Raw genomic sequence first — 22,707 nt, 5'->3', positions numbered from 1 at the left:
GCTGTTTCATTTAAGTCCAGCCGGTCTCCATGCTGAATACCCCAGACAACGACGAACAACTCACCCGCATTCTCAAGCGGGTGAGGCGCATTGAATTGATCACCCGTGGCATGGTGAAAGAGACTTTGGGCGGTCAATATCATTCCCGCTTTAAAGGGCAGGGGATCGAGTTCGATGATTTCCGTGAGTATCAAGCGGGGGATGACGTGCGCTTCTTGGATTGGAACGTCACGGCTCGTATGAACGAGCCCTTTGTGCGCAAGTACATTGAGGAGCGTGAGCTGACGGTCATGATCGTTGTGGATGTCAGTGGCTCGGGCGACTATGGCAGCCAGGAGGATAGCAAAAGGGAACGCGCTGCCGAGGTGGCCGCGGTCTTTGCCTTCAGTGCGGTGCAGAATCAAGACAAGGTGGGATTGATCCTCGTCTCAGATCGGATCGAGCACTATCTGCCGGCGCGAAAGGGCAGCCCTCATGCCTTGCGGATCTTGCGAGACATCCTGACCATTCGTCCTAAAAGCGCGAAGACAGATTTGGCTCCAGCGTTGGATTTGGCCATCGAGCGGATCGCTCATCGTGCCCTCGTGGTGGTGGTTTCAGACTTCCTGACGCCGAATGCGAATTGGGAGCACAACCTCCGCGCCGTGGCTGCGAAGCATGATGTCGTCGCCGCCCAAATCAGTGATCCCCGGGAGTGGGAGTTGCCCAAGGTCGGCCGCATCTGTCTGCAGGACCCTGAAACCGGAGAGCAATTTGTCGTTAACACGTCCCATCCTGGGGTGCGGCAGCAATACGCGCAGGCCGTCGGCGAGCGCCAGGATGGCCTGATGCGCATGCTGCGCAAAAACGGGGTCGAGCGCATCGATGTGCGGCTGGATGATGATTATGCTCCCGCGATGAAGGCTTACTTTAGAGCTCGCAGAAGGAGGAAGCGCTGATGATGAATCTTTGGTTAGCCCAGGCGCAGGCCCCGGCAGGGCCGCCTCTTCAGCCCCTGCCGCATCCTGACTTGCCTCAAGTTTTTCTTCCCCCAGCACCGGTTCCGGTCTGGGTTTACCTGCTGGCAGCGCTGCTTTTGGTGGCGTTGCTGACCTTGGTTCTGTGGCTTTTGCTGCGGCCTCGCCAGCCCTCGCCTCCGGCCCCGAAGAAGCCCTGGAGCATTGCCATGAACGCGCTGAAAAATTTGCTGCCGCAAGCGGCCAGCCAGCCACCGGGACAAACAAGCGCGGAGGTATCGGAGATCCTGCGGCGATACTTTTTTGACCGTTACAATATTCCAGCCCCCTTCCGCACCACCCGGGAGATTTTTGAGAGCACTGAAACACCCCCAGCCTCTCCTCGGCTGATGAAGTATGCGTCTCTCGCCGCTCTATGGGATGAGTTGTCGTTTGCTCCCGTGCCTTCGAGTTCCCAGGCTGCACAGGCCTTGGTTGAAAAAGCCATCGGTTATCTGGAGGAGGATCGCCCATGAATGTGCCCTTTCTGCCTGACATCATCTTAGCTCGGCCGGAATGGCTGTATGCGCTGGTCTTACTGCCGCTGATGGCTTGGTGGCGTGGCAAGCCGGGGAAGGCCCCGGCGGTGAATTTTCCCACCGCCTTCATTCTCAAAGATCTGGGTTTTAAGGCCAAATCTTCGAGGGGGAATACCTTGCTGGGATGGGTGTTGTTCAGCCTCTTTGCCGCCATTGTGGCTTTAGCACGACCTCAGAAGGTCATTTCGCATGATGAAGATAAAACGGAGGGCATCGCCATCTGCCTGACGGTGGACGTTTCATTGTCCATGCTGATCGAGGACTTTTACATCGGCGGTTCTCCGGTCAACCGCCTCACGGCCGCTAAGCGGGTGATGCGTGATTTCATTCGTGGGCGTAACAATGACCGTGTGGGCATTGTGGCGTTTGCGGGCGCACCTTATCAACCTTGTCCGCTGACTTTGGATCACGAGTGGCTTGAATCGAACCTGGATCGTGTGCAGACAGGCGTGATGGAGGATGGCACCGCGATTGGTTCCGGCTTGGCGGCTGCGGCACGGCGTCTGGATAAAGAGGATGTGCCGAGTAAGGTCATCATCTTGCTGACCGATGGCGCGAACAACAGCGGTAAGCTGAGCCCGCAGGATGCAGCTAAACTGGCGGCCACTCTGGGACAGAAGATCTACACCATTGCCATCGGCACGCCCGGGGTTCACATGATTCCGTTGCCGAATGGCCGAGTCATCACCAGTGGCCGTCAGGAGTTCGATGAAGGCACGCTCCAGGAGGTCGCACGGATCGGGGGGGGCAATTTCTACATGGCGCAGGATCTGTCCGCACTGAAGGACATTTTTGATACCATTGACCGCTTGGAGAAATCCGAGATCAAAAAGCGCAGCATTGTCGAGACCGAGGAACTCTTCTTTGTGCCGGCGGCTCTAGCCGCTGCCTTGCTCGCGCTGGGCTTGCTGCTGCGCTTCACTTTACTCGATACGGCTCCCGTGGCTGTGGCTACTTGACCTGTTCTCATGACGTTCGCTTCTCCTCATCTGCTTTATCTGCTGCTCGCTCTGCCGATCTTAATCGGCCTGCGCTGGTGGTCAGGTCAGCGTGCTCAAAGCATTGTCAGCGGGATGACGGCCCCGCGCTTGCGTGAGCAACTGGTCACGCGTCTGCCCAGCGGACAAGCGTGGGGGATCTTTGTGCTGCAATTGCTCGCTCTGACCTGTTTCATCATCACCATCGCCCAACCACGTTGGGGGGAAGATAAAACCGTGCAGATGGAGTCAGGGCGTAATGTAATTATTGCGATCGATACCTCCCGCTCGATGCTGTCCAATGACATCACTCCGGATCGACTCACTCGTGCTCGGCTGGCAGCGCAGGATCTCCTGGCGACGTTGACGTCAGATCGAGTCGGATTGATCGCTTTTGCGGGCAATGCCTATCTCCAGGCCCCTCTGACCACCGATCATGAAGCCGTGATCGAGGCGATTCAGTCTCTGGACTTCACTTCGGTGCCCCGCGGTGGCAGTGATTTGGGCAAGGCTCTCAAGTTGGCCATGGAAACTTTCGAAAAGAGTCCGGCTCGTAATCATGGTCTGATCCTTTTCAGCGATGGAGGTGAGCCGAATGAGCAGATTCGTGAGCTCGCTCAGCAAGCGACGAAAAAAAATATCCTCGTCCTCACCGTCGGGGTGGGCACCGATGCCGGGTCGCTGATCCCAGATCCAGATCCTGAGCGTCAGGGAGACTACATCCGAGATCGTCAGGGCAATGTGGTGAAGACCAAGTTGGAGAGCACTGTTCTGCAAGAGATCGCCACCACCACTCGGGGTAGATATTTGAAGCTCGGGTCCCAGCCGCTGGCGGCTTCGGTGGTCCGAGAGCTGCTTTCGGCTCTTCAGGCTCAAACGAATGAGGCGAAGCAACTCGTCAAGCCAATCGAACGTTTTCAATGGCCGTTGTCTATGGGAGTATTGTTACTTATGACTGCGTGGTTTATCCGATCTTCCCCCAGGGCTCGCCGGATGGCTCCAGCCTTGGCCTTGCTCAGCTTAGGCTTGAGTGAACCGAATGCTTCCGCAGCGGGTTTCGACTGGAATCATAAAATCGCTTCCATCTTCAGCAGCCAGGAAGCGGATCCAGAAAAAGCCGAAGAGGCTCTGAAGAACGGGAATCATAAATTGGCGGCTGATCTGTTCGGCAAGCTGCTGGATGACCATCCCGCGGACACCGTGCGCTATCGCTATGCGCAGGCGCTGGGATACTCCAGTCATCAGATCAAGGACTATGATCGCTCTGTGGGCGCTTTCAGCGATGCTTTAGAATCTCCTGAAGCTGAGGTTCAGGAGCAAGCACATCAGGGGCTGGCACACAGTCTGTATGATCAAGGAGATCGGGTGCTGGCTAAACAACCGAAGTTCACCCTGAAAGCATGGCGAGATTCGGTGAAGCACTTTGATGCGGCCTTAAAGCTTGATCCCGAAAACAAGGAACTGGAAGAAAATCGTGACTTTGTGAAAAAGCGTCTGGAAGAACTCCAGAAGCAGATGGACCAGCAAGAGCAGCAGGGGAACAAAGGCCAAAAGGGCGACAAACAAAAAGGCCAAAAGGGCGAGAAAGGCGAAGAAGGGGACGAAGAGGGTGAGGATGGTGATCCTAACGGTCAGGGCAAAGGCAATAAAGACCGCAGCCGCAAAGAAAGCTTAGGCAAACAAAAAGGAGAGAAAGAAGAAAAAGAAGACCTTCCCGAAGGACAAATCCAGGCTGGCGATGAAGGCAAGCAGGATGAGCCTGGGGAAGGAAAAGAGCAGGCTCAGATGGCGGAAGAAGGTGAAGAAACCAATGACGCCACCGGGTTCAGCCGCAACGAAGCGCGTGCCTTCCTGCGCACCTATGCGGATGATCACAAGAAAGCTCAACTCGTCCGCCCACGTGACCCCGCGCCGAATGGCAAGGATTGGTGATTGCTTGGCGAACCTCTATTAGGACTCATGACAAGTGTGAAGAAACAAATCCTTTCCCTAACTTGGCTATTAGCGGCCGCGAGTATGGCTGAGGCCGCGACTGTGCGGGCCTATGTCCAACCTGAAACGGCGCGGCCGAATCAGATTGTCTCGTATGTCATTACCGTTCAGGATGGTCAGCTCGATGGCATCCCGGAACTGCGCCTGCCTCTCCAGATCGGTCAAAACACAGCGGTTTCCACCTCCACTCAGCTTCAGATCACCAATGGCGTCAGGACGACTTCATTGCGTCTGACTTGGGGATTGGCGGCTTCGGAACCCGGTGAGTTTGTGATCCCGGCTCAGGCGCTGAGAGTGGATGGTCAGACCCTGACCACCAACGAAGTGAAGTTGACCGTTGAGCAAGGTGGCGGGGCGGTCGGAGCGGATGCGGATGATCCGAATCAGCCGATCCTCCAGATCGAGTTATCGAGGAAAGAAATCTATCAAGGCGAGGTCATGCCCGTGATATGCAGCCTCTATGTGCCTCGGCAGACTCAACTGCGGCGGTTGGGGCTCATTGACATCGAAAAGAGTGACTTTGCGATCGCTCGTTTTCCTCAACAGAGTGAGCAGACCATCACTGTGATTGATGGGGTTAGTTATGTGGTGCTGACCTTCCGAAGCACCTTATCCTCCCTCCGCACAGGAGAGCTGAAAGTAGGCCCTGCGACCATGGAGATTTTGGTGGAGGTGCCCATGGAAGGGGCTCAGCAGCGGGGCAATATGTTTCCCCCTGGTTTCCCGCAAGGGTTTTTCGGCGTGCCCACGGAGCCCCGCAAAATCACCGTCAAGAGCCAGGAAGTGACCTTGAAAGTGCTGCCGCTACCAGCTGAGGGAAAACCGGCTAATTTCAGCGGAGCTGTGGGAGATTTTTCGCTCAGTGCGACCGCCACTCCGACAGATCTCACGGTGGGAGATCCCATCGCGGTCGAACTGGAAGTCTCCGGGGCGGGTAACTTCGATGCCTTGACCCCTCCGGCACTGACGTCGCTGGATGGCTGGAAATCATATCCGGCTAAACGTTACAACATCGAAGGTCAACTCGATCAAAATCAAGTGCCAACTCTGGAGCGTCGGGTAGGTTACTCCCAGGTATTCATACCGGAGGCCGTTCATTCGTCTTTGCCACCGTTTGAGACGAGCTTCTTCAGCCCCACGAAGAAGCAATACGTGACTCTGCGCACAGAGGCTATTCCACTGACGATGAAGCCTGCCCCCGCACCCGCGCAAACGGAAGCAGCTTCGGGAGCCGTGAGCCAACCCGTGGAAGCGCCCCCGCTGGTGACTCCACCTCAGCCGGACATCACGGACATCGTGATCAATCCGCCGAGCGCCTCCAAGTGGCTTTCTCCTACGGGGGTGTTGTTAGTGAAAAGCAGTGCGTTTTGGACGGTTCAGGCTGTGCCGGTCGGCCTCGTTTTCCTGGCCAGTGTTCTGGCCGTGTTGCGTCGCCGAAAGGAGGCCCGGCTGGCTGGTCGCGCGGGTGAACTTCGTGCGGCATGGAACGCATTTGAGCCAACCACCAGCAGCGACACCGAGTTTTTGCGGGGTGCGGCTCAGTTCATTCACACCGCCCAGAACGGGACTCCGGTGAAAGATGCGGACTTACAAGCCATTCTAAATCGCTACCAGACGGCGAATTTTTCGGGGGTATCTTCAGCACCGCTATCGACTGAGGAACGCAGCCGGATGCTGGCTGCTTTGGGGGATCTTTTCCGCCGTGCTTTGTCGAAAGTCTCAGTCCTGCTTTTCTTGGGAGCCTTAGTCAGTGGAGCGCTTCAGGCTCAGACGCCCACGACCACCTCTCCTGATGCGGTTTATCAAGAAGCGGTGGCCGAAATGGCCAAAGGTAATTTCACTCGCGCTCAATACTTGGCCGAGTCTCTGACGAAAAAGAATCCGCCTCATCTCAGTTCGGAAGTCCTTCAGATGATCGGGCATGCACGGTATCGCCAAGAGGATTTGGGGAGAGCGGTCCTGTGGTATCAGCGGGCGCAGTTGCTGGATCCATGGTCACCTGAACTTCGTCAAAATCTCTTTCATTTGGATGAGCGACTGCGTTTTCTAACCTTTGGTTATGACTCTCCTCTCACCGAGTGGAGCCTGTGGTTAAAGCCGAATCAATGGATCATCTTGGCGGCGTCCGGGTTTTGGCTGGTCTTGCTCTCCATCGCATGGCGGATCTGGGCGGGGAGACGTAGCCTCGGATGGGCGGTGGCGGTATCGATGGTCGGGTTTACCTTGGCTGTCCCCGCGACTGCTCTAGCCGCCGTGCGCCCTCTGGGAGCAGAGCGTGTGCGTGATATTTCATTGGTCATCATGCCCGATGTCCGGGCCTTCACCGCCGCCACAGTCACGGCAGGCACAGTGATGGATCTGCCTCCTGGCTCTGAAGTGCGTATCCTCGAGCGGCGAGGTGCTTGGTGCTATGTCGAGATACCGGCCCAGCCTCAAACGCTGCGAGGTTGGGTGGAGGCGGGAACGATCACACCCTTGTGGATTTGGGACGAGAATTTGGTGCCCTGATTTTTCGTGACATCGCACGGAATAAACCCTGCTGTTCTCGTATCTTATGAACGGTCTGGGGGATCTCAATGTCTCTCAGAGGTCAGATATCCTAACAACTCATTCATCCCGTTGCCTATGAAAGCCGTCCTCATCCTGTCTCTCGCCGCCCTCAGCTTGGGTCTCTCAAGCTGCGCCAACTGCTGCAAAAAGAAGACCGCCTCCGAGTGTTCTTCCTGCTCTTCCTGTGAAATGAAGAAGAAGTAAATCGGCTCAGGCTGATGGCCTTGTGAGATACTGAAAACGTAATCGATTCATGGAGTTCGAGCAGCTCGTCCAGGAGCATTATCAGGGGCTTTATCGTTTCGCACTGAGTCTGACTCAGCGTGAGGCGGACGCTGCTGACTTGACTCAGCAGACGTTTCTGCGCTGGGCCACCCGTGGGTTTCAGCTTCGAGATCGAAACAAGGCCAAGACTTGGCTGTTCACGACTTTGTATCGGGAGTTCCTCAATGGACATCGTCGCTCGGTCCGTTATCCCCAGGTGGATTTGGCCGATGCAGAGTCTGAACTCCCTTCTGTGCAAGCGCGGACGACGGAGGATGTGGATAGCCAATCCGCCTTAGATGCCTTGAGCCAACTCGACGACACTTTTCGAGCCCCGCTAAGCCTCTTTTACCTTCAGCAGCACAGTTATCAGGAGATATCGGAAATTTTAGATGTGCCGATCGGCACCGTGATGTCGAGGCTGTCGCGAGGTAAAGCCCAGCTACGCCAAAAACTCTCCCAAGTTAAGACCGAGAACGAACAAGTTCCTACCTCTGCCAACGTCAACGTCATTCCTTTTGAACCCGCACGAACCCGCCGTCATGGATGATGCAGAAATCCAGCTTCGTTTGAGTGCCTGTCGGCCCAATGGTCAGGACAATGATGATCCCTGCTTACGGGAAGCCATGGAAACCTTGCCCTGTCGCCCTGAGTTGGCTGCTTGGTTTTCACAGGAACAGGCTTTTGACCGCTGCCTATGCAAGGCCATCTCCGAGATGCCGATTCCTGAAAATCTGCGTGCCGAAATTTTAGCCGCTGCGAAACTCAGTGCCGCGGTGCCACGTTGGCAGCGGCTTCCGTGGTTAGCGACAGCCGCCGCTGTTTTGCTGGGAGGCTTGATCTTTGTCATTCGTGAGCCTGAGCCTAAGCAGACCTCATTGGCTCAATTTGAGACAGAGATCGTGGATATGTTTGATCACATGAAGACCGAGGGATTCGGTCTGGAGCATGTGACGGGAGAGCTATCCAATGTCAGTGCTTGGCTCGGTAACCAAGGTGCACCGAAGCCCTACATCGTTCAGCCAGGCACGAAAGAGGCACGGCCGTTTGGCTGCCGCATCGTCACTTGGCGCGGGCAAAAGGTGGCCATGGTTTGTTTCGGGAGAGGCAATCAGGAGGCCCATCTTTTTGTGGTGCTTCGTGATTCTTTGAATGACATGCCGGCGAATATTGAGCCTCAGAAAGTGGAGCATGTGGATGGTTATCCCGTGGCTGCTTGGTCTTGCCGAAAATGCGCCTATGTCATGATGGGGAGCTCGCCGGAAACTAAACTGGAAGAGTTCCTGGCTGATGATTCAGATCTCAAATGAGACGGGTTGGCGGACTTTTTCTCGCTCAAGCACATCGTGGAGAGTGGTGTTGGCGAGCCAGTCGTTGACTTGATTTCTCAAGCCCATGAACACTTGCCCCAGGCTGCAACCTCCCGTGATGCCGCACTCGCATTTATCGCCTGGATGCTGAATCATCATGGAGCAATGGATGGGCTCAAACGGACCATCGATCAGCTGAACGATCTCTCCCAAGGAGATGCGTTGAGGTGCTTTCTGGAACTGATACCCTCCCCCTACGCCGCGCTTGCTGCGCAATAGCCCGCCATTCTTGAGCATGAGGAGGATTTGCTCGAGAAACTTGAGGGGAATGTTTTCACGAGTGGCGATGTCTTGAATGGAAAAAGTGGATGTATCGGAGGTGCGTGCCATGGCCAGTAAGGCGCGCATGGCGTATTCGGCTTTACGAGACAGCTTCATTCTAGATGGGGTAGGGGGGCTTTTCAGTAGTGGCAACCGTCAAAGATGGCTTTAGCGAAACTTTTTTTTGACAACTCGCTTCATTTCTGGCCAAACTCGAAATGTCCTTATGAAATGGATTATAACCCTTCTTTCCCTTTGCGTTCTTTCTTCTTGCAGCACGAAGCCCTACATGGTGGGCAGCGTGAATGAGATGTTTTATAAGCGTTACATGACGCCTGGGAAACGCTGGTATAAGCGCTCCAAGGAAATTCAAACCTATGCCGCTGAGGCACCTCCCGCTGCTCCTTATACCAGCAGCAAATAACTCAATTTGAGGCAGTTTTTTTAAGCAAAGCGGTCCCGAGCCGGGACCGCTTTTGTTTTCATTTTCGATCAGCGTTTGCTGATGCCAGATTGTGAAAAACTCAAAAATAGGCCTTGATTTTCGGGTATCATCCCGCATTCTCCTCCTCCCCAAAAGTTCGTAATCGTTTTTTGATCTCATGGCAGTAGCAATCCGTCTCCGTCAAGAAGGCTCCAAAGGCCATCTATTTTATCGCGTCGTCGCCGCTGATCAGCGCTACAAGCGTGATGGTCGTTTCATTGAAGTCCTTGGCACCTATGATCCCCAGAAGAAGGGTGAGAATAACGCCAATCTTGACCTCGCTAAAGTCAACGAGTGGATCTCTAAAGGCGCTCAGCCTACCGAAACTGTGCGTAGCCTCATTAAGAAGGCTAGCAAGGCTGCTGCTAAGTAACGTCTGCGCGTCGCTTTTCCCCATTTCTGGGGTTGCCGGGGCTTGTGGAAAAGCTTAATTGCTGTCATGGACGCCCCAGAAGCACTTCGCGAATTCTTGACCTATGTGGTGGCCAATTTAATTGACCACCCCCAACAAGCCTCTATCGCCATTGGTCATAATGCCAATGGCGTTTTGGTTTTCAGGGTGCAGCTCGCTCCTGAAGATGTGAAGCATGTGCTCGGTAAGAATGGCATGACGGCCAGTTCTATTCGCTCGCTACTCAGCGCTGCGGCTGAGAAACACGGTGTCCGGGTCAATCTCAAAATCGGTGCCGTGCGTGAAGCGGCGGAGGGGGACGATGAAGGGCTTGAAGCAGAGCCGATTCGTGACAGTGAAAAGGCTTCGGCGGACTGTTGATTCCAGTCATTCGACGTCCTATCCGCCTGGGTTTTGATTCACCCAAGGTTGCACACGCTGCCGCTTCGTTGTAATCCCGCGTCTTCTTTTTCATGTCGTTGACCCTTTTTGAAACTCTTTCGCGCACCCAACGGGTGGTGGCACCTTTGGACGGTCAAACGCTGCGTTTTTACTGCTGCGGCCCCACGGTGTATGGCCCAGCTCATATCGGTAACTTCCGCACCTTTGTGGCTCAGGATGTTTTTCGCCGAGTGGTCGAGCAAGGTGGTCTCGCGACACTGCATGTGCGCAACCTCACCGATGTGGATGACAAGACCATTCGGGACTCGCAAAAGGCTGGGCAATCCCTGACTGACTTTACTCAGTATTGGACGGCAAAGTTCCACGCGGATTGCGCAGCGCTCAATCTCTTGCCGCCACATGTGGAGCCCAGTGCTGTGGCTCATATCCCACATCAGATCCGCATGATCGAGACGCTGATCGAGCGGGGACATGCCTACGCCACTCCCGATGGCAGTGTCTATTTCAAGGTCTCTTCCTTCGCGGATTACGGACGTCTTTCACACCTTGAAGATCGCGAACTCAAGCTCGGTGCTTCCACGGCAGCCAGTGCCACCGATAGCGATGAATACACCAAGGATTCCTTAGCGGACTTCGCGTTGTGGAAAGGACGTAAGCCCGAAGATGGGCCTAACTACTGGCCGAGCCCTTGGGGTGAAGGACGCCCTGGCTGGCATCTTGAGTGCAGCGCCATGTCTCTGGAATACCTTGGCGAAGACTTCGACGTTCATGGCGGTGGGGTGGATTTGATCTTCCCTCACCATGAGAATGAGATCGCGCAGAGCTGCTGCGCGACGCATGGTAAGTTTGCACGTCATTGGTTCCACGTGACTCACCTGCTGGTGGATGGTGGTAAGATGAGCAAGAGCCTGGGGAATCTCTACACGCTCGAAGATCTTCAGAAGCGGGGTTATTCCCCCGCCGAGGTGCGCTACGTTTTGATCAGTGGTCACTATCGGACTCCGCTGAACTTTACTCTGCATTCTCTGGATTCTGCGCGTCAGGCCATCCAAAAGCTGGCGAAGTTTGAGCGCGTTCTACGTGTGGCATCGGAAGTGACGGCCGAAGTTCAAGGTAAAGCTCCAGGGCCTTTTGAAGCGGCTTGGACGACCTTGAATGACGACCTGAATGTCCCCGGCGCACTTGGCGATATCTTTGGTGTGATCAATAAGATCAAACCTGCCGGTCTAACCAAAGATGAAGCTGGTGCAGCTCTGGATGGCTTGCACTTCCTATTGCAAGCTCTCGGGCTGAAACTTCCGGCGGCTGTGGAGGAGTCTGAGGTTGACGTGCCTGCCGAGATTGCTGAAAAAGCCAAGAAGCGTTGGTTGGCTAAACAGAACAAAGATTGGGCAACCGCCGACGTCCTCCGTAAAGAACTGGAGGCCGAGGGCTGGATCATTAAGGACAGCAAGGATGGTTATCAGATCATCAAAAAGTAGCAGTCGTGTTGTGCCCTTGATGGGATGGAACGCTGAGCACAGAGTGGCTCAGCGGTTCTCCATGATGGCGAGCTCCCAGGGCAGATCGTTGTAGTTGTAGTCGTCTTTCACCTGGCTGCCGTCGAAGCCTTGGAACAGGAGTTTCAGGCGGTAGTCTGGGACTTCAAGGCGCTGATCAATGCCAGAGCGGATTAGCTCGGGGTGGCTGACTTGAGTGTATCGGAGGCAACGTGTGCCGTCAGGATTAAACAAATGATCTCTCTCGGCGAGGAATTCGTTTTCGGAGGGCTCGACCCGTGTCCATGGCCCTTCCAGTCGCTCGGCGGTGAAGGCGAGCATGAAGCGATTTCGCGAGTCCCGTGCTTCCATCACATTTTTACGGACCGGATGGGAGTATCCGCCTTCGAGCAGGGCGAGGTAACGTCCGTCACTCTGCACGCGATAGATGTGAGCGGCTTCGTGAAAGTTCCAAGCTCCACGTTCACTCACCCCGCTGGCTTGCAAGGCGAGCTGCTCCTGCGCTGAGGATAGGCCTTGAGGAAACTCGGCTAAGGGGCACTCCATGCGCCAGAGTTTATCGGTGTGATCCGAATAAAAGAGATGGGCTTTGGCCTCATCGCAGATGACCCAAAAATCAATCCAGGTGCGAGTCGCTTGCCGATTGGTTTGGAGTCGTTGCATGGGTATCCAGCCTTGGACGTTGGCTATGTCGGGATTGGTGGAAAAGACGGGCTGCAGTTTTTTATCCACCAAGGTATGCCCAATGAGATACCAGAGCTTTTGCGGTGCGAAGTAGAAGACCTGAGGTGCGATCATCACACCACCCAAGATGGGCAGCATTTGAATATGCTCGGCCTTGTGGAGTCCTTCCAGAGAGCTTGCGGTTGCATACCCGAGCTCAGCAGGCACACGCTCTTTGGAGCTTTTGGGTTTGGCCGTGTAAAAGACATGCCATTGCCCCTCATGCTGAACAATCGTCGGATCTTTGACGGCAATCTCATCGAAGCTGCCTGGCGGGCCTGCTCGAAAAAGCTGGCTGTGGGTGACGGTCCAATGCTGGCCGTTGAGTGCAGGACGTGGCGTATCGGCGGCGTGTGAAATGCAGATGAAAGGAAGCAGGAAACTGAGATGAATGGAGGCTCTCATGATGGAGAAGGGATAAGTTCTTCAACGCCCTTTGACTCCTGACTTGGGGCACCATTGGCTATCGTAAACGCACACGGTCTTAATCACAAAAAAACCGCGCTGGGGGCACCAGCACGGTTGAATGAAGGGACTGTCCTTGTGAAGCCAGAATTACTTCACGGCGGCCTTGAGGGCCTCAGCCTTGTCGGTGATTTCCCAAGTCAGATCTGGATCGTCGATCTTGCCGAAGTGACCGTAGTTGGTGGACTTCGAGTAGATCGGGCGGAGCAGGTTGAGCTGGCTGACGATGTCGGCAGGCTTGAAGGAGAACACCGCATTCACGGCGTCGAGGATCTTGTCGTCGCTGACGGTGCCAGTGCCGAAAGTGTCCACGTGGACGCTGACGGGCTTTGGATGGCCGATGGCGTAGGCAAACTGGACTTCGCACTTGGAAGCGAGACCGGCAGCCACAACGTTCTTGGCGACCCAGCGGCCCATGTAGGCGGCGCTGCGGTCCACTTTGGATGGGTCTTTACCGGAGAAGGCACCACCACCGTGACGGCCCATGCCGCCGTAGGTGTCCACGATGATCTTACGGCCAGTCAGACCACTGTCACCCTGAGGACCGCCAACAACGAACTTGCCGGTTGGGTTGATGAGATACTCCGTCTCAGCCGTCAGCATGTTGGCAGGGAGGACCTTCTTGATCACTTCCTCGATGCAGAACTTCTCGATCTCAGCGTGCTCGACGTCAGCAGCGTGCTGAGTGGAGATCACGACGTTGACGATGCGGGTCGGCTTGCCGTCCACATATTCCACAGACACCTGGCTCTTGGCGTCTGGACGCAGCCACTTGGCCAGCTTGCCTTCCTTACGGATGCGAGTCATCTCACGGCCCAGGCGGTGGGCATACATGATCGGAGCTGGCATGAGTTCTTCGGTTTCATCGCAGGCATAACCAAACATGATGCCCTGGTCACCAGCGCCCTGTTCCGCGGTCTTTTTGCCTTCGGCCGCAGCGTCGTCCACACCTTGAGCGATGTCGGGGCTCTGGATGGTGAGGTAGTTGTTGATGAAGATCTGGTCGGCGTGGAAAACGTCGTCGTTATTGACATAACCGATGCCACGGACAGCGTCACGGATGACCTTGCCGACATTGATCACTTCGTCGATTGGCTTGGTGGTGCCTTTGGACTTGTCCTGGAGGGAAGGGATGGTGATTTCACCACCGACGACGACGATGTTGCTCTTGGCGAAGGTTTCGCAGGCCACACGGCTCTTGGGGTCCACGGTCAAGCAGGCGTCCAGAATGGCGTCAGAGATCGTGTCGCAAACTTTGTCAGGGTGGCCTTCGCCGACGGACTCAGAAGAGAAGATGTAAGAGCGGGACATGGTTAGGTTCTGTTTTATATGGACGAATGATGATGCGTTGATACGTCCGCCTCAGAGTATCGCCGCTAAGGGTGGCGTCAATGTGAATTCCGAGTCGGCGGTGAGGATAAAAAGAAGCGCCCCCTGGCGGTGAAGGCGAGGGGGCGTAAGAATGGTGGATGAGAAGGACTGAATCCAGTCTCAATGAACGAATCAATAGACGTCGCGGCGGTAGCGCTTGGCGTCCTTGAAGGCGGTCATGTATTCCACAGCTTGTTCAGGCGTCATGCTGCCTTCGTTTTCGATGATAGTGTGAAGAGCCTTGTCAACATCCACCGCCATGCGTGCGGCGTCACCGCAGACATAGACGATGGCACCTTGCTGAAGCCAAGCAAAGATCTCGGCACTGTTTTCCAGCATCTTGTGCTGCACGTAGATTTTCTCCGCCTGATCACGGCTCCAGGCAGTGGTCAGTTTGGTCAGGGTGCCATCGGCCAAGTAACCGTCGAATTCATCTTTGTAGAAGAAGCAGGTCTTCTCGCTGACTTCGCCGAAGAACAGCCAAGCTTTGCCTTTAGCACCTGTGGCTTTACGCTCTTCCACGAAAGCACGGAATGGGGCAATGCCAGTGCCTGGGCCGATCATGATGACCGGTGTCTCTTCTTCGGGCTCAGGCAGGCGGAAGCCTTTGCCATGATTGACGAAGACGGGGATGGGCGTCTCAGGGGTGATGCGCTCAGCCAGGAAGGTGGAGGCGACACCACCACGCTCACGGCCATGGCTGGTGTATTTCACCGTAGCGATGGTCAGATGCACTTCTTCAGGATGGGCTTTCTGGCTGCTGCTGATGGAGTAGAGACGGATGTTCAGCTTCTTCAGGCAAGCCATGAACTCCGCAGGCTCGAACTTAGCATCGGGGTTTTCGATCAGAAGATCGATCACGAAACGGCCCCAGAGGTAGTCTTTCAGGGCTTGTTTGGTCTCTGGCGTGTTCATGTCTGCCAGGAGGGTCTGTCCGTTGGTTTTTTCGATGATGGCTTTGATCAGTTTGTTATCCACCTCGGTGATCAGGCTACCTTCGATCAAGGCCTGGCGAATCGGCACTTGGGCAGCTGTTTTTGGGTGGGTCACAATCTCTTCACCCGTGAAGCCCAGCACCTGAATCATGTCGTCCACCAGCGCAGGATCATTCTGAGGCTGCACAGCCAGGGAGTCGCCGGGGGTGTATTCCAGACCGCTGCCGCTGAGATCGATTTCGTAGTGGCGCGTGTTCTTGGGGGCGCCAGGGCCGGACAGGTCATAGGCCTTCTTCACCTTGGCGATGAATGGATTTTTGACATTATAGACGGGTTTGCCAGGCGCAGGGGTGCTCATTGAGGGTCAGATTTGATGTGAAAAAAGGGGCGGGAGACTAGACCGCTGAGATTGGTTGTCAACAGGCCCACAGCAAGGGGCGTGCCGGAAGCTCCGCCATGCTGAAAGTTGATTGCGTTAAATTGGTGCGGTTTTGATGTTGGCATGCGGCAGATCTTTATGTTATAATTTTCAACACTACTCCAATAATTGTAAAGTTAACCAAAGGCGAATATGTTGATTTTCAAGACCTTGACCGCGCGTGGTCAGAATATGGCAGCGCTCAGCATCGCCATTCTAGGGGGACTTGTTATACTGGATTATGCCACCGGCCATGAATTGGTGTTTTCTGCCGCCTACCTGATTCCTGTTTCCTTAGCGGCTTGGCATTGCAGCCGGTCGATCGTTTGGATCTTGTCCATCGCCTGCTCCATCATCACCTTGGCCATGGATCATGTCGAAGGGCATTCCTATTCCCATCTTTTCTATCATTATTGGAAGAGCTTCTCCTGCTTGGTGATTTCGCTCACCACAGGTCATCTGCTGGGCCGTTTACGCGACACGCTGCGCGAACGCAAACAGGCCAATGACGACCTGCAACGAGCGCTACGGGAGCTACAGGCCTCCACAGAGGAGATTCGTCAGTTGCAGAACGGTCTCCAGGTGGTGTGTGCGTGGACCAAGCAGATCAAGGTGGGGGAGGAGTGGATGTCTCCCGATGAGTTTTTGAGCTCAAGACTGCATCTGAATCTGACGCACGGGATCTCCCCTGAAGCCTACCAAGAACTGGCTAAACAATGGATGAAACCGGGGGCGCAATCGGCCTAACGAAGGGGCCCTGATGCGGAGTGTGCCTCGAAGCTTAGGCTAGAGAGCCCAGCACGGCCTCGGCCGCGCGGCGGCCACTGATGAGTGCACCGTTGATCGAGGCGTCTTCACACCAGTCCCCACAGCGATACAGGCCTGGGGCGAGCACGGCTTGGAGCGGACCGTCTCCAAGTCTGAGTTGGCGTCCCTCGGGCAAGGCATGGCGGATCTGGTAGCTGCGGAGATGCCGCCACTGATAAGCCCCCTCACCAAACCAGCGAGCCATTTGATCTCGAACGACGTTTTCCAACTCCGTGCTGGAAGGTGCGCCGATGATGCTGGTGGAAATCAAATGCTGCCCAGGCGGGGCATAGTCAGGAGAGATTTTGGAGAGGATGCACGCGCTGTTCACCGGTCCTTTGCCATCGCCATCCAGATAAATGATCGGCAGATCGGGCAGGGGTTGTTCTGTGGTGAAATAGAGGCTGGTCGTGCTGCGCGCGGGCAGAAGTTTATCGGGGAGAGCCTCGGGCATTAAGCGGGCGGCGGCTTCTTCGCTGACGGCGAGGATGATGTGATCAGCCTTGACGATCTCGCCACTGGTCAGCGTGATTTCCCCAGCTTGCAGGGATGCGACGGGACAGTTCAGACGCAGGGAGCCGGGCGGCAATGAAATGGCCAACTGCTCTGGGATGGACTGCATCCCACGAGCGGGGATGGCTGCGCCTCCGGTGCTAAACATGGAGTAGAGGAAAAGAAACATCCGCGCTGAGGTGCGCAGATCTTTTTCCAGGAACACGCCGCCGAAGAAAGTGCGGAAGAAGCGATCGATGAACTCCTCGGTGAACCCAAAATCGCGCAGGTAGTCCTCCGTCTCCATCTCTGGAATTCGGCGCTCGATTTTGCGGGTGGTGAGCACCTCTTTACGCAAAACGAGGGTGCGCCATTTATCCATCCACGAGACAAACGGATCACGCGTGTGTTTGATCGAGTCTCTGGGATGGGTGAAGGGGTCCGCAAGGCGGTGAAAGCGACCTTTGTAAAAGACATCTGCGCCGCGATAAAAGGGGCGAAGCTCCAGATCATCGTAGTCCAGCACGCGGCGTGCTTCGGGATAGGAGGGCAGCAGAACCTGAAAGCCCCGATCCAGCGTGAAGCCATCCACCACATCAGACCGGACACGCCCGCCGACGGCGTCTCCCGCCTCATAAATCGTAAACTTGAAACCGGCTTTCGTCAGCACACGGGCGCACGACAGTCCTGAAAGACCGGCGCCGATGATGGCAATGCTGGGCTGGGGGCGGCTCATTGTGAATAAGCTCCAACATGAATGCCTCATTTCCGATTGCAAGCTGCACGGGCAGCATCTGTGATACTTCCCGCATGCTTTCGCGTCCTCGCCTTCTCATTCTTGGTGCTTCTGGCCGTCTCGGACAGGTGCTGGCGGCTCAATTGACCTCGGATTATGAGATCATCGCTCCAGGACGATCCATTGTGGATTTGGCTGAACCGGAGACCTTGAAGGTGAAGCTTGGCGAGTTAGCGTTTGATCTGGCGCTCAATGCTGCGGCCTTGACCAGCCCAGACGTCTGTGAGGAGCAGCCCGAGTTGGCTCGCCGAATCAATGCTGAGTCTCCTCTGGCGCTTGCTGAACTCTGTGCCGATCGGGGTGCGAGGCTCATCCATTTTAGCACCGACTACGTCTTCGCGGGAAATGGGTGCGTGTTCCTCGATGAGCATGCACCCACGGCATCGCCCAGTGTTTATGGGCAAACTAAAGCGGCAGGTGAGAACGCTGTCTTGGCGGCATGTCCTGCAGCCTTGGTCGGGCGAGTATCGTGGCTGTTCGGCCCTGGGGGCGGAGGTGTGCCCGAGACGGTGCTTCAGCGGGTCAGAGCAGGAGAGCCTCTAGGATTTATCGAGGACAAATGGAGTGTGCCAACCAGCACGCTCGATATAGCCCAATGGGTGAAACGACTGCTGACAGACCTCGCACAGGTCTCCGGCATCCTGCATCTGTGCAATACAGGCGTGGCGACCTGGCGTGACTATGCTCAGGTCACGCTCGATTGCGCTCATCAGCATGGTTTGTTAGACCGGGCTCATGCCGCACATGGTTTGAAACTGCGTGATTTCCCGCAATTCAAAGCCCCACGCCCGCCATTCACCGTGATGAGCAACAATCGGCTGGCTTTTCTTTTGGGGGAAACACCACGGCGCTGGCAAGATGCCCTGGAAGCGCATATCATCTCTCGCGTTCGTTAACAAGACTGCATGAGAGCTTCTCGCCGTCATTTCCTGCACCTGTTGTCTGGGCTGGCTGCCACCTCCGGATCGGCCGCTGAAGCGCCATCGCTGAACGTGAATGCCGCCGCTAAGTATGTGGCTTCCACCAAAGGCTATGCCCTTTACGTCAAGCAGCGTGGTAAAGTCATCCATGAGAGCTACTTCAATGGTGCGAAGAGCGGTGAGGCACGCCGCATTTACAGCGGCACCAAAGGCTTCTGGGGCTTGGCTGCCATGGCGGCGGTGGAGGACGGGGTGTTGACCTTGGAGGAGAAAGTTTCGGCCACTCTCCCTGAGTGGAGCGGTGAGAAAAAGAACATCACCATCGAGCAACTGCTCGACTTCACCTGTGGCCTGGAGCGCTGCCTGCGGCTGCATCAGGATGGGTTGAAGAACCGCAATAAGATGGCCTGGGAGCGCCCGCTGGTGGGCACGCCGGGGCGGAGTTTCATCTACGGCCCGAGTGCCCTCCAGGTCTTCCATGAAGTCTTGAAGCGGAAACTGGCGGCGAGGAAGCGCGCTGAAAGCCCCACGCATTACATGGAGCGCCGCGTCCTGCGTCTGATGGGCCTGGGGCCACAGCGTTATCTGCCCGATGCGAGTGGCAATCCTTTGCTGGCAGCAGGTTTTTTGCTCTCTCCCCGTCAATGGGCCTGGATGGGGGATCTACTTCTTGCCAAAGGGCATCCGGTTTTGAAATCCTCTTCCATGGAGCCTCTGCTGGAGGGTTCCTCCGCCAATGCTGCCTACAGCTTCGGTTTCTGGAATAACCGAGCGGCGGGGCGGCTGGGTGCCCGGGAAATGGATATCGAGGACATGTTGGAGCTGGATTGGGATCGGCAGAACTGGTCCCGTGTGTGCATTGCCAAAGGCGTGCCTTCAGATCTCATCGCCTGCATCGGCAGCAGCTATCAGCGTCTCTACGCCATTCCGTCACTCGACTTGGTCGTTGTGCGCCAGGGGCTGAATGCCAAATTTTCCGACGGGCATTTTCTCCGCACCTTGCTCGGTTAGGCAAGTTGGGCAGAAGGACCGCGCTTTCCTTGACTCGCCGCCTCTCCCCGGCAAGATGCGCGGCCCATGACTGATGCCATCTCCAATGTCCTTGCCGAACGTTACGCCACCCCCGCCATGCGCGCCCTCTGGTCGGGCGAAGGAAAGGTGCGGTTGGAGCGCGATTACTGGATCGCCGTTCTGAAGGGCCAGCGCGATCTCGGCATCCCGGTGCCGGAGGGCGTCATCGAGAGTTATGAAAGGGTGAAGGATCAGGTGAACCTGACCTCCATCATGGAGCGGGAGCGCGTGACCCGTCATGATGTGAAAGCCCGCATCGAGGAATTCTGCGATCTGGCCGGCCACGAACACATTCACAAGGGCATGACCAGCCGCGATCTCACGGAGAATGTGGAGCAACTCCAGGTCTTCCGTGCGCTTTTGGAAGTGCGCAAAAAGAGCGTCGCCGCCTTGGCTGGTTTCGCCCGTCGTGCCGCGCAGACTCGCGACATTCCGATGACGGCCCGCACGCACAACGTCGCCGCTCAGGTCACCACCGTGGGCAAGCGCATCGCGATGTTTGGTGAGGAAATGCTTCTCGGCGTCCAGGCTCTGAATGATCTCATCGCCAGTTATCCTGCCCGTGGTTTGAAAGGCGCTGTCGGCACCCGTCTGGACCAGATCACTCTTTTCAATGGCGACGCCGCCAAGGCCCGGGCTCTGGAAGAGCGCATCCTGCATCACCTCGGCATCAGTGCCGCTCTGGATGCCGTCGGTCAGGTCTATCCTCGCAGCCTGGATATGCAGGTCGTTTCCACCCTCACCCACGTGGCCAGCGGTGCAGGCAGCTTTGCCAAGACTCTGCGCCTGATGGCGGGTCATGAGCTCGCCAGCGAAGGTTTTGCCAAAGGGCAGGTCGGTAGCTCCGCCATGCCGCACAAGATGAACAGCCGCTCCTGCGAGCGCATCAATGGCTTCCATGTCATCCTCAAAGGTTACCTCGCTATGGCCGCCGGTCTGGCTGGCGACCAGTGGAATGAAGGCGACGTGTCCTGCTCCGTGGTTCGCCGCGTGATGCTGCCAGATGCCTTCCTGGCCATGGATGGTCTGTTGGAAACCCTGCTCACCGTACTCAACCAAATGGAAGTCTTTGAAGCCGTCGTTGAACAGGAACTCATGCGTTATCTGCCCTTCCTGCTCACCACCACCGTGCTGATGGAAGCGGTCAAAGCCGGTGCTGGCCGTGAAGCCGCTCACGAGGCGATCAAGGAACACGCCGTGGCCGTTGCTCGTGACATGCGCACGGGCAAAGTCAGCCACAACGACCTGTTGGCTCGTCTGGCTGCCGATAGCCGCCTGGGTTTGAATGCGACTGCTCTCGATGCCGTCATGGCCCAAGGCAAAGCCAACTCTGGGGATGCCCCTGAGCAGGTGGATCACTTCGTGGCTCGTGTGGACAAGCTCCTCGCTGCCTATCCCGAAGCGGCTGGGTATGAGCCCGGGAGCATTCTGTAATCGCGAGTGTCCAGGTGGAGGCTCGGCCTCTGAAGTGGCCCGCGCACTCCGTGTGCGGAAAGCCAAGCCTTGCGCACTCCAGTGTCCGCTTTCCGATATTCCATCTGGCATAAGCCTCTTTAATCTGGACGGGAGACCTTGAGGTTGATCCCTCGGCCTTCCACGCGCTCACCCGCACACGGAGTGTGCGGACCCCTTGGGGTAAGAATGGGCGATGTCGTTGGGTGGATTTGCACTTTCCTGGCGAAAGAATTGCCGAATGCGGGAGGCGATTGACGTGCCCTGGGAACACGCGCCATGCTTGATGAATGAAGGAACAACCGCTGCGCACCTCAGTCATTGGGAGTTACCCCTTTCCGGGGTGGCTGGAGTTTTCTGCTCAGCATTTGGACCAGTTTGGCCGTGCGGATCTGACCGAGATGCAGGACGATGCCGCGATGGTGGCGATTCAGGATCAGATCGCGGCAGGTTTGGACGTGATCACGGATGGCGAGCAGACCCGGTTTGATTTTAACCTGTCCTTCTACGGGTTCCTCGAAGGCATCGCTCTTGAGCCCGCCAGCCCGCGTCGGTTTGGCCCCCCCGCCCATGATCAGCGTGGCAAGCACGAGATCATTGGCGAACTGAAAGCGCCTCGGGGACTCGGTGCAGTGGAAGAGTTTCAGCGCTTGAAGCGGTTGGCTGGCGGTTCGGGCAAACGCCTGAAGGTCAGCGTGCCTGGTCCCTACACCTTGAGTGGTCGTCTCGCGCCTAACGCACAGTATGCGGATCGTTATGCGATCACGGAGGCGCTATTACCCCTCGTGCGACAGGAGATCGCCGACCTTGTCGAAGCCGGAGCGGAAGAGATCTGCGTGGATGAGCCGAGCATGAGTTGTTATGGCTTCCGTGAGGATACCCGCCGTTTCGTGGATATCTTCAATCGCACCGTGGAGAGCGGTTATGGTCGCGCTCGCATCTGCACCCACCTCTGTTTCGGTAACTTCAAAGGCCATCCCGTGGGGTATCGCAAATACGCGCCCCTCTTCCCAGCCTTCCTGGATTTGCACTGCGATGAAGTGCACGTGGAGATGGCGAATCGCGAGTATGCCGAACTGGAGATCATCGGCGAGATCGCCAAACGCACCGATGTGGCCGTGGGGGTGATCGATGTGAAGAGCTATTACATCGAGACCCCAGACAACGTGGCCGATGCCGTGCGGGCTTGTTTAAAGCATGCGCCTGCGGATCGCCTCGTCTTCGCTCCCGACTGCGGCCTCAGCCAAACCGCCCGCTGGGCCGCCAAGCAGAAACTAGCGAACATGGTCGCTGGCGTGGCGAAGGTGCGCGGGGAATTGTGATGCAAACAAGGCGTGAGGGCACCTGCCCTCATGATGAGGCCACGATGGCCTCACACCTTGTTGGATGAGACGCAGTTCGCCCCTACCAACCCTATCGAGAGACCGCGCAGGCCGAGCGACTGGAGCGCGAGTATGGCGAAGCCTACTCGCCTAACTTTCCCAGGATGAGGAAAACCCGTGAAAGGTGGTGCGGTCTCGACGCTCGCAGAGG

Annotated in this window: 21 protein-coding genes; 16 read left to right on the top strand and 5 right to left on the bottom strand. The window is 56.4% G+C overall.

Going from position 1 to position 22,707, the window contains the following annotated elements:
• The first annotated feature begins 29 nt into the window (after positions 1-29).
• From B5D61_RS13535 to B5D61_RS13505, 7 genes are all read left to right on the top strand, one after another.
• Positions 30-938: a DUF58 domain-containing protein gene (locus B5D61_RS13535; RefSeq protein ID WP_078813905.1), complete on the top strand. Its 909-nt coding sequence runs from the start codon at positions 30-32 to the stop codon at positions 936-938.
• Entirely contained in the window at positions 938-1,471 is a 534-nt protein-coding gene (locus B5D61_RS13530; protein ID WP_078813904.1) for a DUF4381 family protein, read from the top strand. Before B5D61_RS13535 ends, B5D61_RS13530 begins: the two co-directional genes overlap by 1 nt.
• The gene (locus tag B5D61_RS13525) at positions 1,468-2,493 is read left to right on the top strand and encodes a vWA domain-containing protein (protein WP_078813903.1); all 1,026 of its coding nucleotides are present in this window, start codon (positions 1,468-1,470) and stop codon (positions 2,491-2,493) included. The genes B5D61_RS13530 and B5D61_RS13525 overlap by 4 nt, the downstream gene beginning before the upstream one ends.
• A gap of 9 nt (positions 2,494-2,502) precedes the next feature.
• On the top strand, positions 2,503-4,443 hold the full coding sequence (locus tag B5D61_RS13520; RefSeq protein WP_078813902.1) for a vWA domain-containing protein: 1,941 nt from the start codon (positions 2,503-2,505) through the stop codon (positions 4,441-4,443).
• A gap of 36 nt (positions 4,444-4,479) precedes the next feature.
• On the top strand, positions 4,480-7,011 hold the full coding sequence (locus B5D61_RS13515; protein ID WP_176159418.1) for a BatD family protein: 2,532 nt from the start codon (positions 4,480-4,482) through the stop codon (positions 7,009-7,011).
• Positions 7,012-7,306: 295 nt separating this feature from the next.
• Positions 7,307-7,867 carry an RNA polymerase sigma factor gene (locus B5D61_RS13510; protein WP_078813900.1) on the top strand — a complete coding sequence of 187 codons (561 nt, stop codon included), beginning with the start codon at positions 7,307-7,309 and terminating at the stop codon, positions 7,865-7,867.
• Positions 7,860-8,627: a hypothetical protein gene (locus B5D61_RS13505; protein WP_078813899.1), complete on the top strand. Its 768-nt coding sequence runs from the start codon at positions 7,860-7,862 to the stop codon at positions 8,625-8,627. Before B5D61_RS13510 ends, B5D61_RS13505 begins: the two co-directional genes overlap by 8 nt.
• Here B5D61_RS13505 and B5D61_RS13500 read toward each other — a convergent pair.
• Positions 8,613-9,065, bottom strand: a complete 453-nt coding sequence (locus tag B5D61_RS13500; protein WP_078813898.1) for an RrF2 family transcriptional regulator — start codon at positions 9,063-9,065, stop codon at positions 8,613-8,615. The genes B5D61_RS13505 and B5D61_RS13500 overlap by 15 nt on opposite strands.
• A 109-nt stretch (positions 9,066-9,174) precedes the next feature.
• Here B5D61_RS13500 and B5D61_RS25760 point away from each other — a divergent pair, with 109 nt between their 5' ends.
• From B5D61_RS25760 to cysS, 4 genes are all read left to right on the top strand, one after another.
• Complete coding sequence (locus B5D61_RS25760) at positions 9,175-9,372, top strand: hypothetical protein (protein ID WP_139373249.1); 198 nt, start codon at positions 9,175-9,177, stop codon at positions 9,370-9,372.
• 178 nt (positions 9,373-9,550) lie between these two features.
• Entirely contained in the window at positions 9,551-9,805 is a 255-nt protein-coding gene (gene rpsP, locus B5D61_RS13495; protein WP_078813897.1) for a 30S ribosomal protein S16, read from the top strand.
• Positions 9,806-9,871: 66 nt separating this feature from the next.
• Positions 9,872-10,204 carry a KH domain-containing protein gene (locus B5D61_RS13490; protein ID WP_078813896.1) on the top strand — a complete coding sequence of 111 codons (333 nt, stop codon included), beginning with the start codon at positions 9,872-9,874 and terminating at the stop codon, positions 10,202-10,204.
• Positions 10,205-10,296: 92 nt separating this feature from the next.
• Complete coding sequence (cysS, locus tag B5D61_RS13485; RefSeq protein ID WP_078813895.1) at positions 10,297-11,706, top strand: cysteine--tRNA ligase; 1,410 nt, start codon at positions 10,297-10,299, stop codon at positions 11,704-11,706.
• A gap of 48 nt (positions 11,707-11,754) precedes the next feature.
• Here cysS and B5D61_RS13480 read toward each other — a convergent pair whose 3' ends face one another.
• The 3 genes from B5D61_RS13480 to B5D61_RS13470 all read right to left on the bottom strand — a co-directional run bounded on the left by B5D61_RS13480 (position 11,755) and on the right by B5D61_RS13470 (position 15,576).
• Positions 11,755-12,852: a non-reducing end alpha-L-arabinofuranosidase family hydrolase gene (locus B5D61_RS13480; RefSeq protein ID WP_078813894.1), complete on the bottom strand. Its 1,098-nt coding sequence runs from the start codon at positions 12,850-12,852 to the stop codon at positions 11,755-11,757.
• 150 nt (positions 12,853-13,002) lie between these two features.
• A complete protein-coding gene (metK, locus tag B5D61_RS13475) occupies positions 13,003-14,223 on the bottom strand; it encodes a methionine adenosyltransferase (RefSeq protein WP_078813893.1) in 1,221 nt (406 codons plus the stop codon).
• Positions 14,224-14,415: 192 nt separating this feature from the next.
• Positions 14,416-15,576, bottom strand: a complete 1,161-nt coding sequence (locus B5D61_RS13470; RefSeq protein ID WP_078813892.1) for a diflavin oxidoreductase — start codon at positions 15,574-15,576, stop codon at positions 14,416-14,418.
• Between the two features lie 213 nt (positions 15,577-15,789).
• Here B5D61_RS13470 and B5D61_RS13465 point away from each other — a divergent pair, with 213 nt between their 5' ends.
• The gene (locus B5D61_RS13465) at positions 15,790-16,383 is read left to right on the top strand and encodes a hypothetical protein (RefSeq protein ID WP_078813891.1); all 594 of its coding nucleotides are present in this window, start codon (positions 15,790-15,792) and stop codon (positions 16,381-16,383) included.
• Between the two features lie 34 nt (positions 16,384-16,417).
• Here the strand turns inward: B5D61_RS13465 and B5D61_RS13460 are convergent, their stop codons facing one another.
• Entirely contained in the window at positions 16,418-17,671 is a 1,254-nt protein-coding gene (locus B5D61_RS13460; protein WP_176159416.1) for an NAD(P)/FAD-dependent oxidoreductase, read from the bottom strand.
• A gap of 17 nt (positions 17,672-17,688) precedes the next feature.
• Here B5D61_RS13460 and B5D61_RS13455 point away from each other — a divergent pair, with 17 nt between their 5' ends.
• The 4 genes from B5D61_RS13455 to B5D61_RS13440 all read left to right on the top strand — a co-directional run bounded on the left by B5D61_RS13455 (position 17,689) and on the right by B5D61_RS13440 (position 22,496).
• The gene (locus B5D61_RS13455; protein WP_078814030.1) at positions 17,689-18,627 is read left to right on the top strand and encodes an SDR family oxidoreductase; all 939 of its coding nucleotides are present in this window, start codon (positions 17,689-17,691) and stop codon (positions 18,625-18,627) included.
• Between the two features lie 9 nt (positions 18,628-18,636).
• Positions 18,637-19,662 (top strand): serine hydrolase domain-containing protein, encoded by a 1,026-nt coding sequence (locus tag B5D61_RS13450; protein ID WP_078813889.1) that lies wholly within the window; start codon positions 18,637-18,639, stop codon positions 19,660-19,662.
• 66 nt (positions 19,663-19,728) lie between these two features.
• Positions 19,729-21,156 carry an adenylosuccinate lyase gene (purB, locus tag B5D61_RS13445; RefSeq protein WP_078813888.1) on the top strand — a complete coding sequence of 476 codons (1,428 nt, stop codon included), beginning with the start codon at positions 19,729-19,731 and terminating at the stop codon, positions 21,154-21,156.
• 308 nt (positions 21,157-21,464) lie between these two features.
• Positions 21,465-22,496 carry a methionine synthase gene (locus B5D61_RS13440; RefSeq protein WP_078813887.1) on the top strand — a complete coding sequence of 344 codons (1,032 nt, stop codon included), beginning with the start codon at positions 21,465-21,467 and terminating at the stop codon, positions 22,494-22,496.
• Positions 22,497-22,707: the final 211 nt, after the last annotated feature.

The organism is Prosthecobacter debontii, from assembly GCF_900167535.1.
GTDB classification, from domain to species: Bacteria; Verrucomicrobiota; Verrucomicrobiia; order Verrucomicrobiales; family Verrucomicrobiaceae; genus Prosthecobacter; species Prosthecobacter debontii.
The sequence above is the reverse complement of the archived record's forward strand: the minus strand, read 5'-3'. Positions and strand labels throughout refer to the sequence as shown.

Bases quoted from the DNA above. Each gene is read 5' to 3' on its own strand.
- cysS (WP_078813895.1), top strand. From the start codon at position 10,297: ATGTCGTTGACCCTTTTTGAAACTCTTTCGCGCACCCAACGGGTGGTG.
- B5D61_RS13500 (WP_078813898.1), bottom strand. From the start codon at position 9,065: ATGAAGCTGTCTCGTAAAGCCGAATACGCCATGCGCGCCTTACTGGCC.
- B5D61_RS13440 (WP_078813887.1), top strand. From the start codon at position 21,465: ATGAAGGAACAACCGCTGCGCACCTCAGTCATTGGGAGTTACCCCTTT.
- B5D61_RS13505 (WP_078813899.1), top strand. From the start codon at position 7,860: ATGGATGATGCAGAAATCCAGCTTCGTTTGAGTGCCTGTCGGCCCAAT.
- B5D61_RS13450 (WP_078813889.1), top strand. From the start codon at position 18,637: ATGAGAGCTTCTCGCCGTCATTTCCTGCACCTGTTGTCTGGGCTGGCT.
- B5D61_RS13535 (WP_078813905.1), top strand. From the start codon at position 30: ATGCTGAATACCCCAGACAACGACGAACAACTCACCCGCATTCTCAAG.
- B5D61_RS13530 (WP_078813904.1), top strand. From the start codon at position 938: ATGATGAATCTTTGGTTAGCCCAGGCGCAGGCCCCGGCAGGGCCGCCT.
- B5D61_RS13460 (WP_176159416.1), bottom strand. From the start codon at position 17,671: ATGAGCCGCCCCCAGCCCAGCATTGCCATCATCGGCGCCGGTCTTTCA.
- purB (WP_078813888.1), top strand. From the start codon at position 19,729: ATGACTGATGCCATCTCCAATGTCCTTGCCGAACGTTACGCCACCCCC.
- rpsP (WP_078813897.1), top strand. From the start codon at position 9,551: ATGGCAGTAGCAATCCGTCTCCGTCAAGAAGGCTCCAAAGGCCATCTA.
- B5D61_RS13480 (WP_078813894.1), bottom strand. From the start codon at position 12,852: ATGAGAGCCTCCATTCATCTCAGTTTCCTGCTTCCTTTCATCTGCATT.
- metK (WP_078813893.1), bottom strand. From the start codon at position 14,223: ATGTCCCGCTCTTACATCTTCTCTTCTGAGTCCGTCGGCGAAGGCCAC.
- B5D61_RS13510 (WP_078813900.1), top strand. From the start codon at position 7,307: ATGGAGTTCGAGCAGCTCGTCCAGGAGCATTATCAGGGGCTTTATCGT.
- B5D61_RS13455 (WP_078814030.1), top strand. From the start codon at position 17,689: ATGAATGCCTCATTTCCGATTGCAAGCTGCACGGGCAGCATCTGTGAT.
- B5D61_RS25760 (WP_139373249.1), top strand. From the start codon at position 9,175: ATGAAATGGATTATAACCCTTCTTTCCCTTTGCGTTCTTTCTTCTTGC.
- B5D61_RS13520 (WP_078813902.1), top strand. From the start codon at position 2,503: ATGACGTTCGCTTCTCCTCATCTGCTTTATCTGCTGCTCGCTCTGCCG.
- B5D61_RS13490 (WP_078813896.1), top strand. From the start codon at position 9,872: ATGGACGCCCCAGAAGCACTTCGCGAATTCTTGACCTATGTGGTGGCC.
- B5D61_RS13465 (WP_078813891.1), top strand. From the start codon at position 15,790: ATGTTGATTTTCAAGACCTTGACCGCGCGTGGTCAGAATATGGCAGCG.
- B5D61_RS13525 (WP_078813903.1), top strand. From the start codon at position 1,468: ATGAATGTGCCCTTTCTGCCTGACATCATCTTAGCTCGGCCGGAATGG.
- B5D61_RS13470 (WP_078813892.1), bottom strand. From the start codon at position 15,576: ATGAGCACCCCTGCGCCTGGCAAACCCGTCTATAATGTCAAAAATCCA.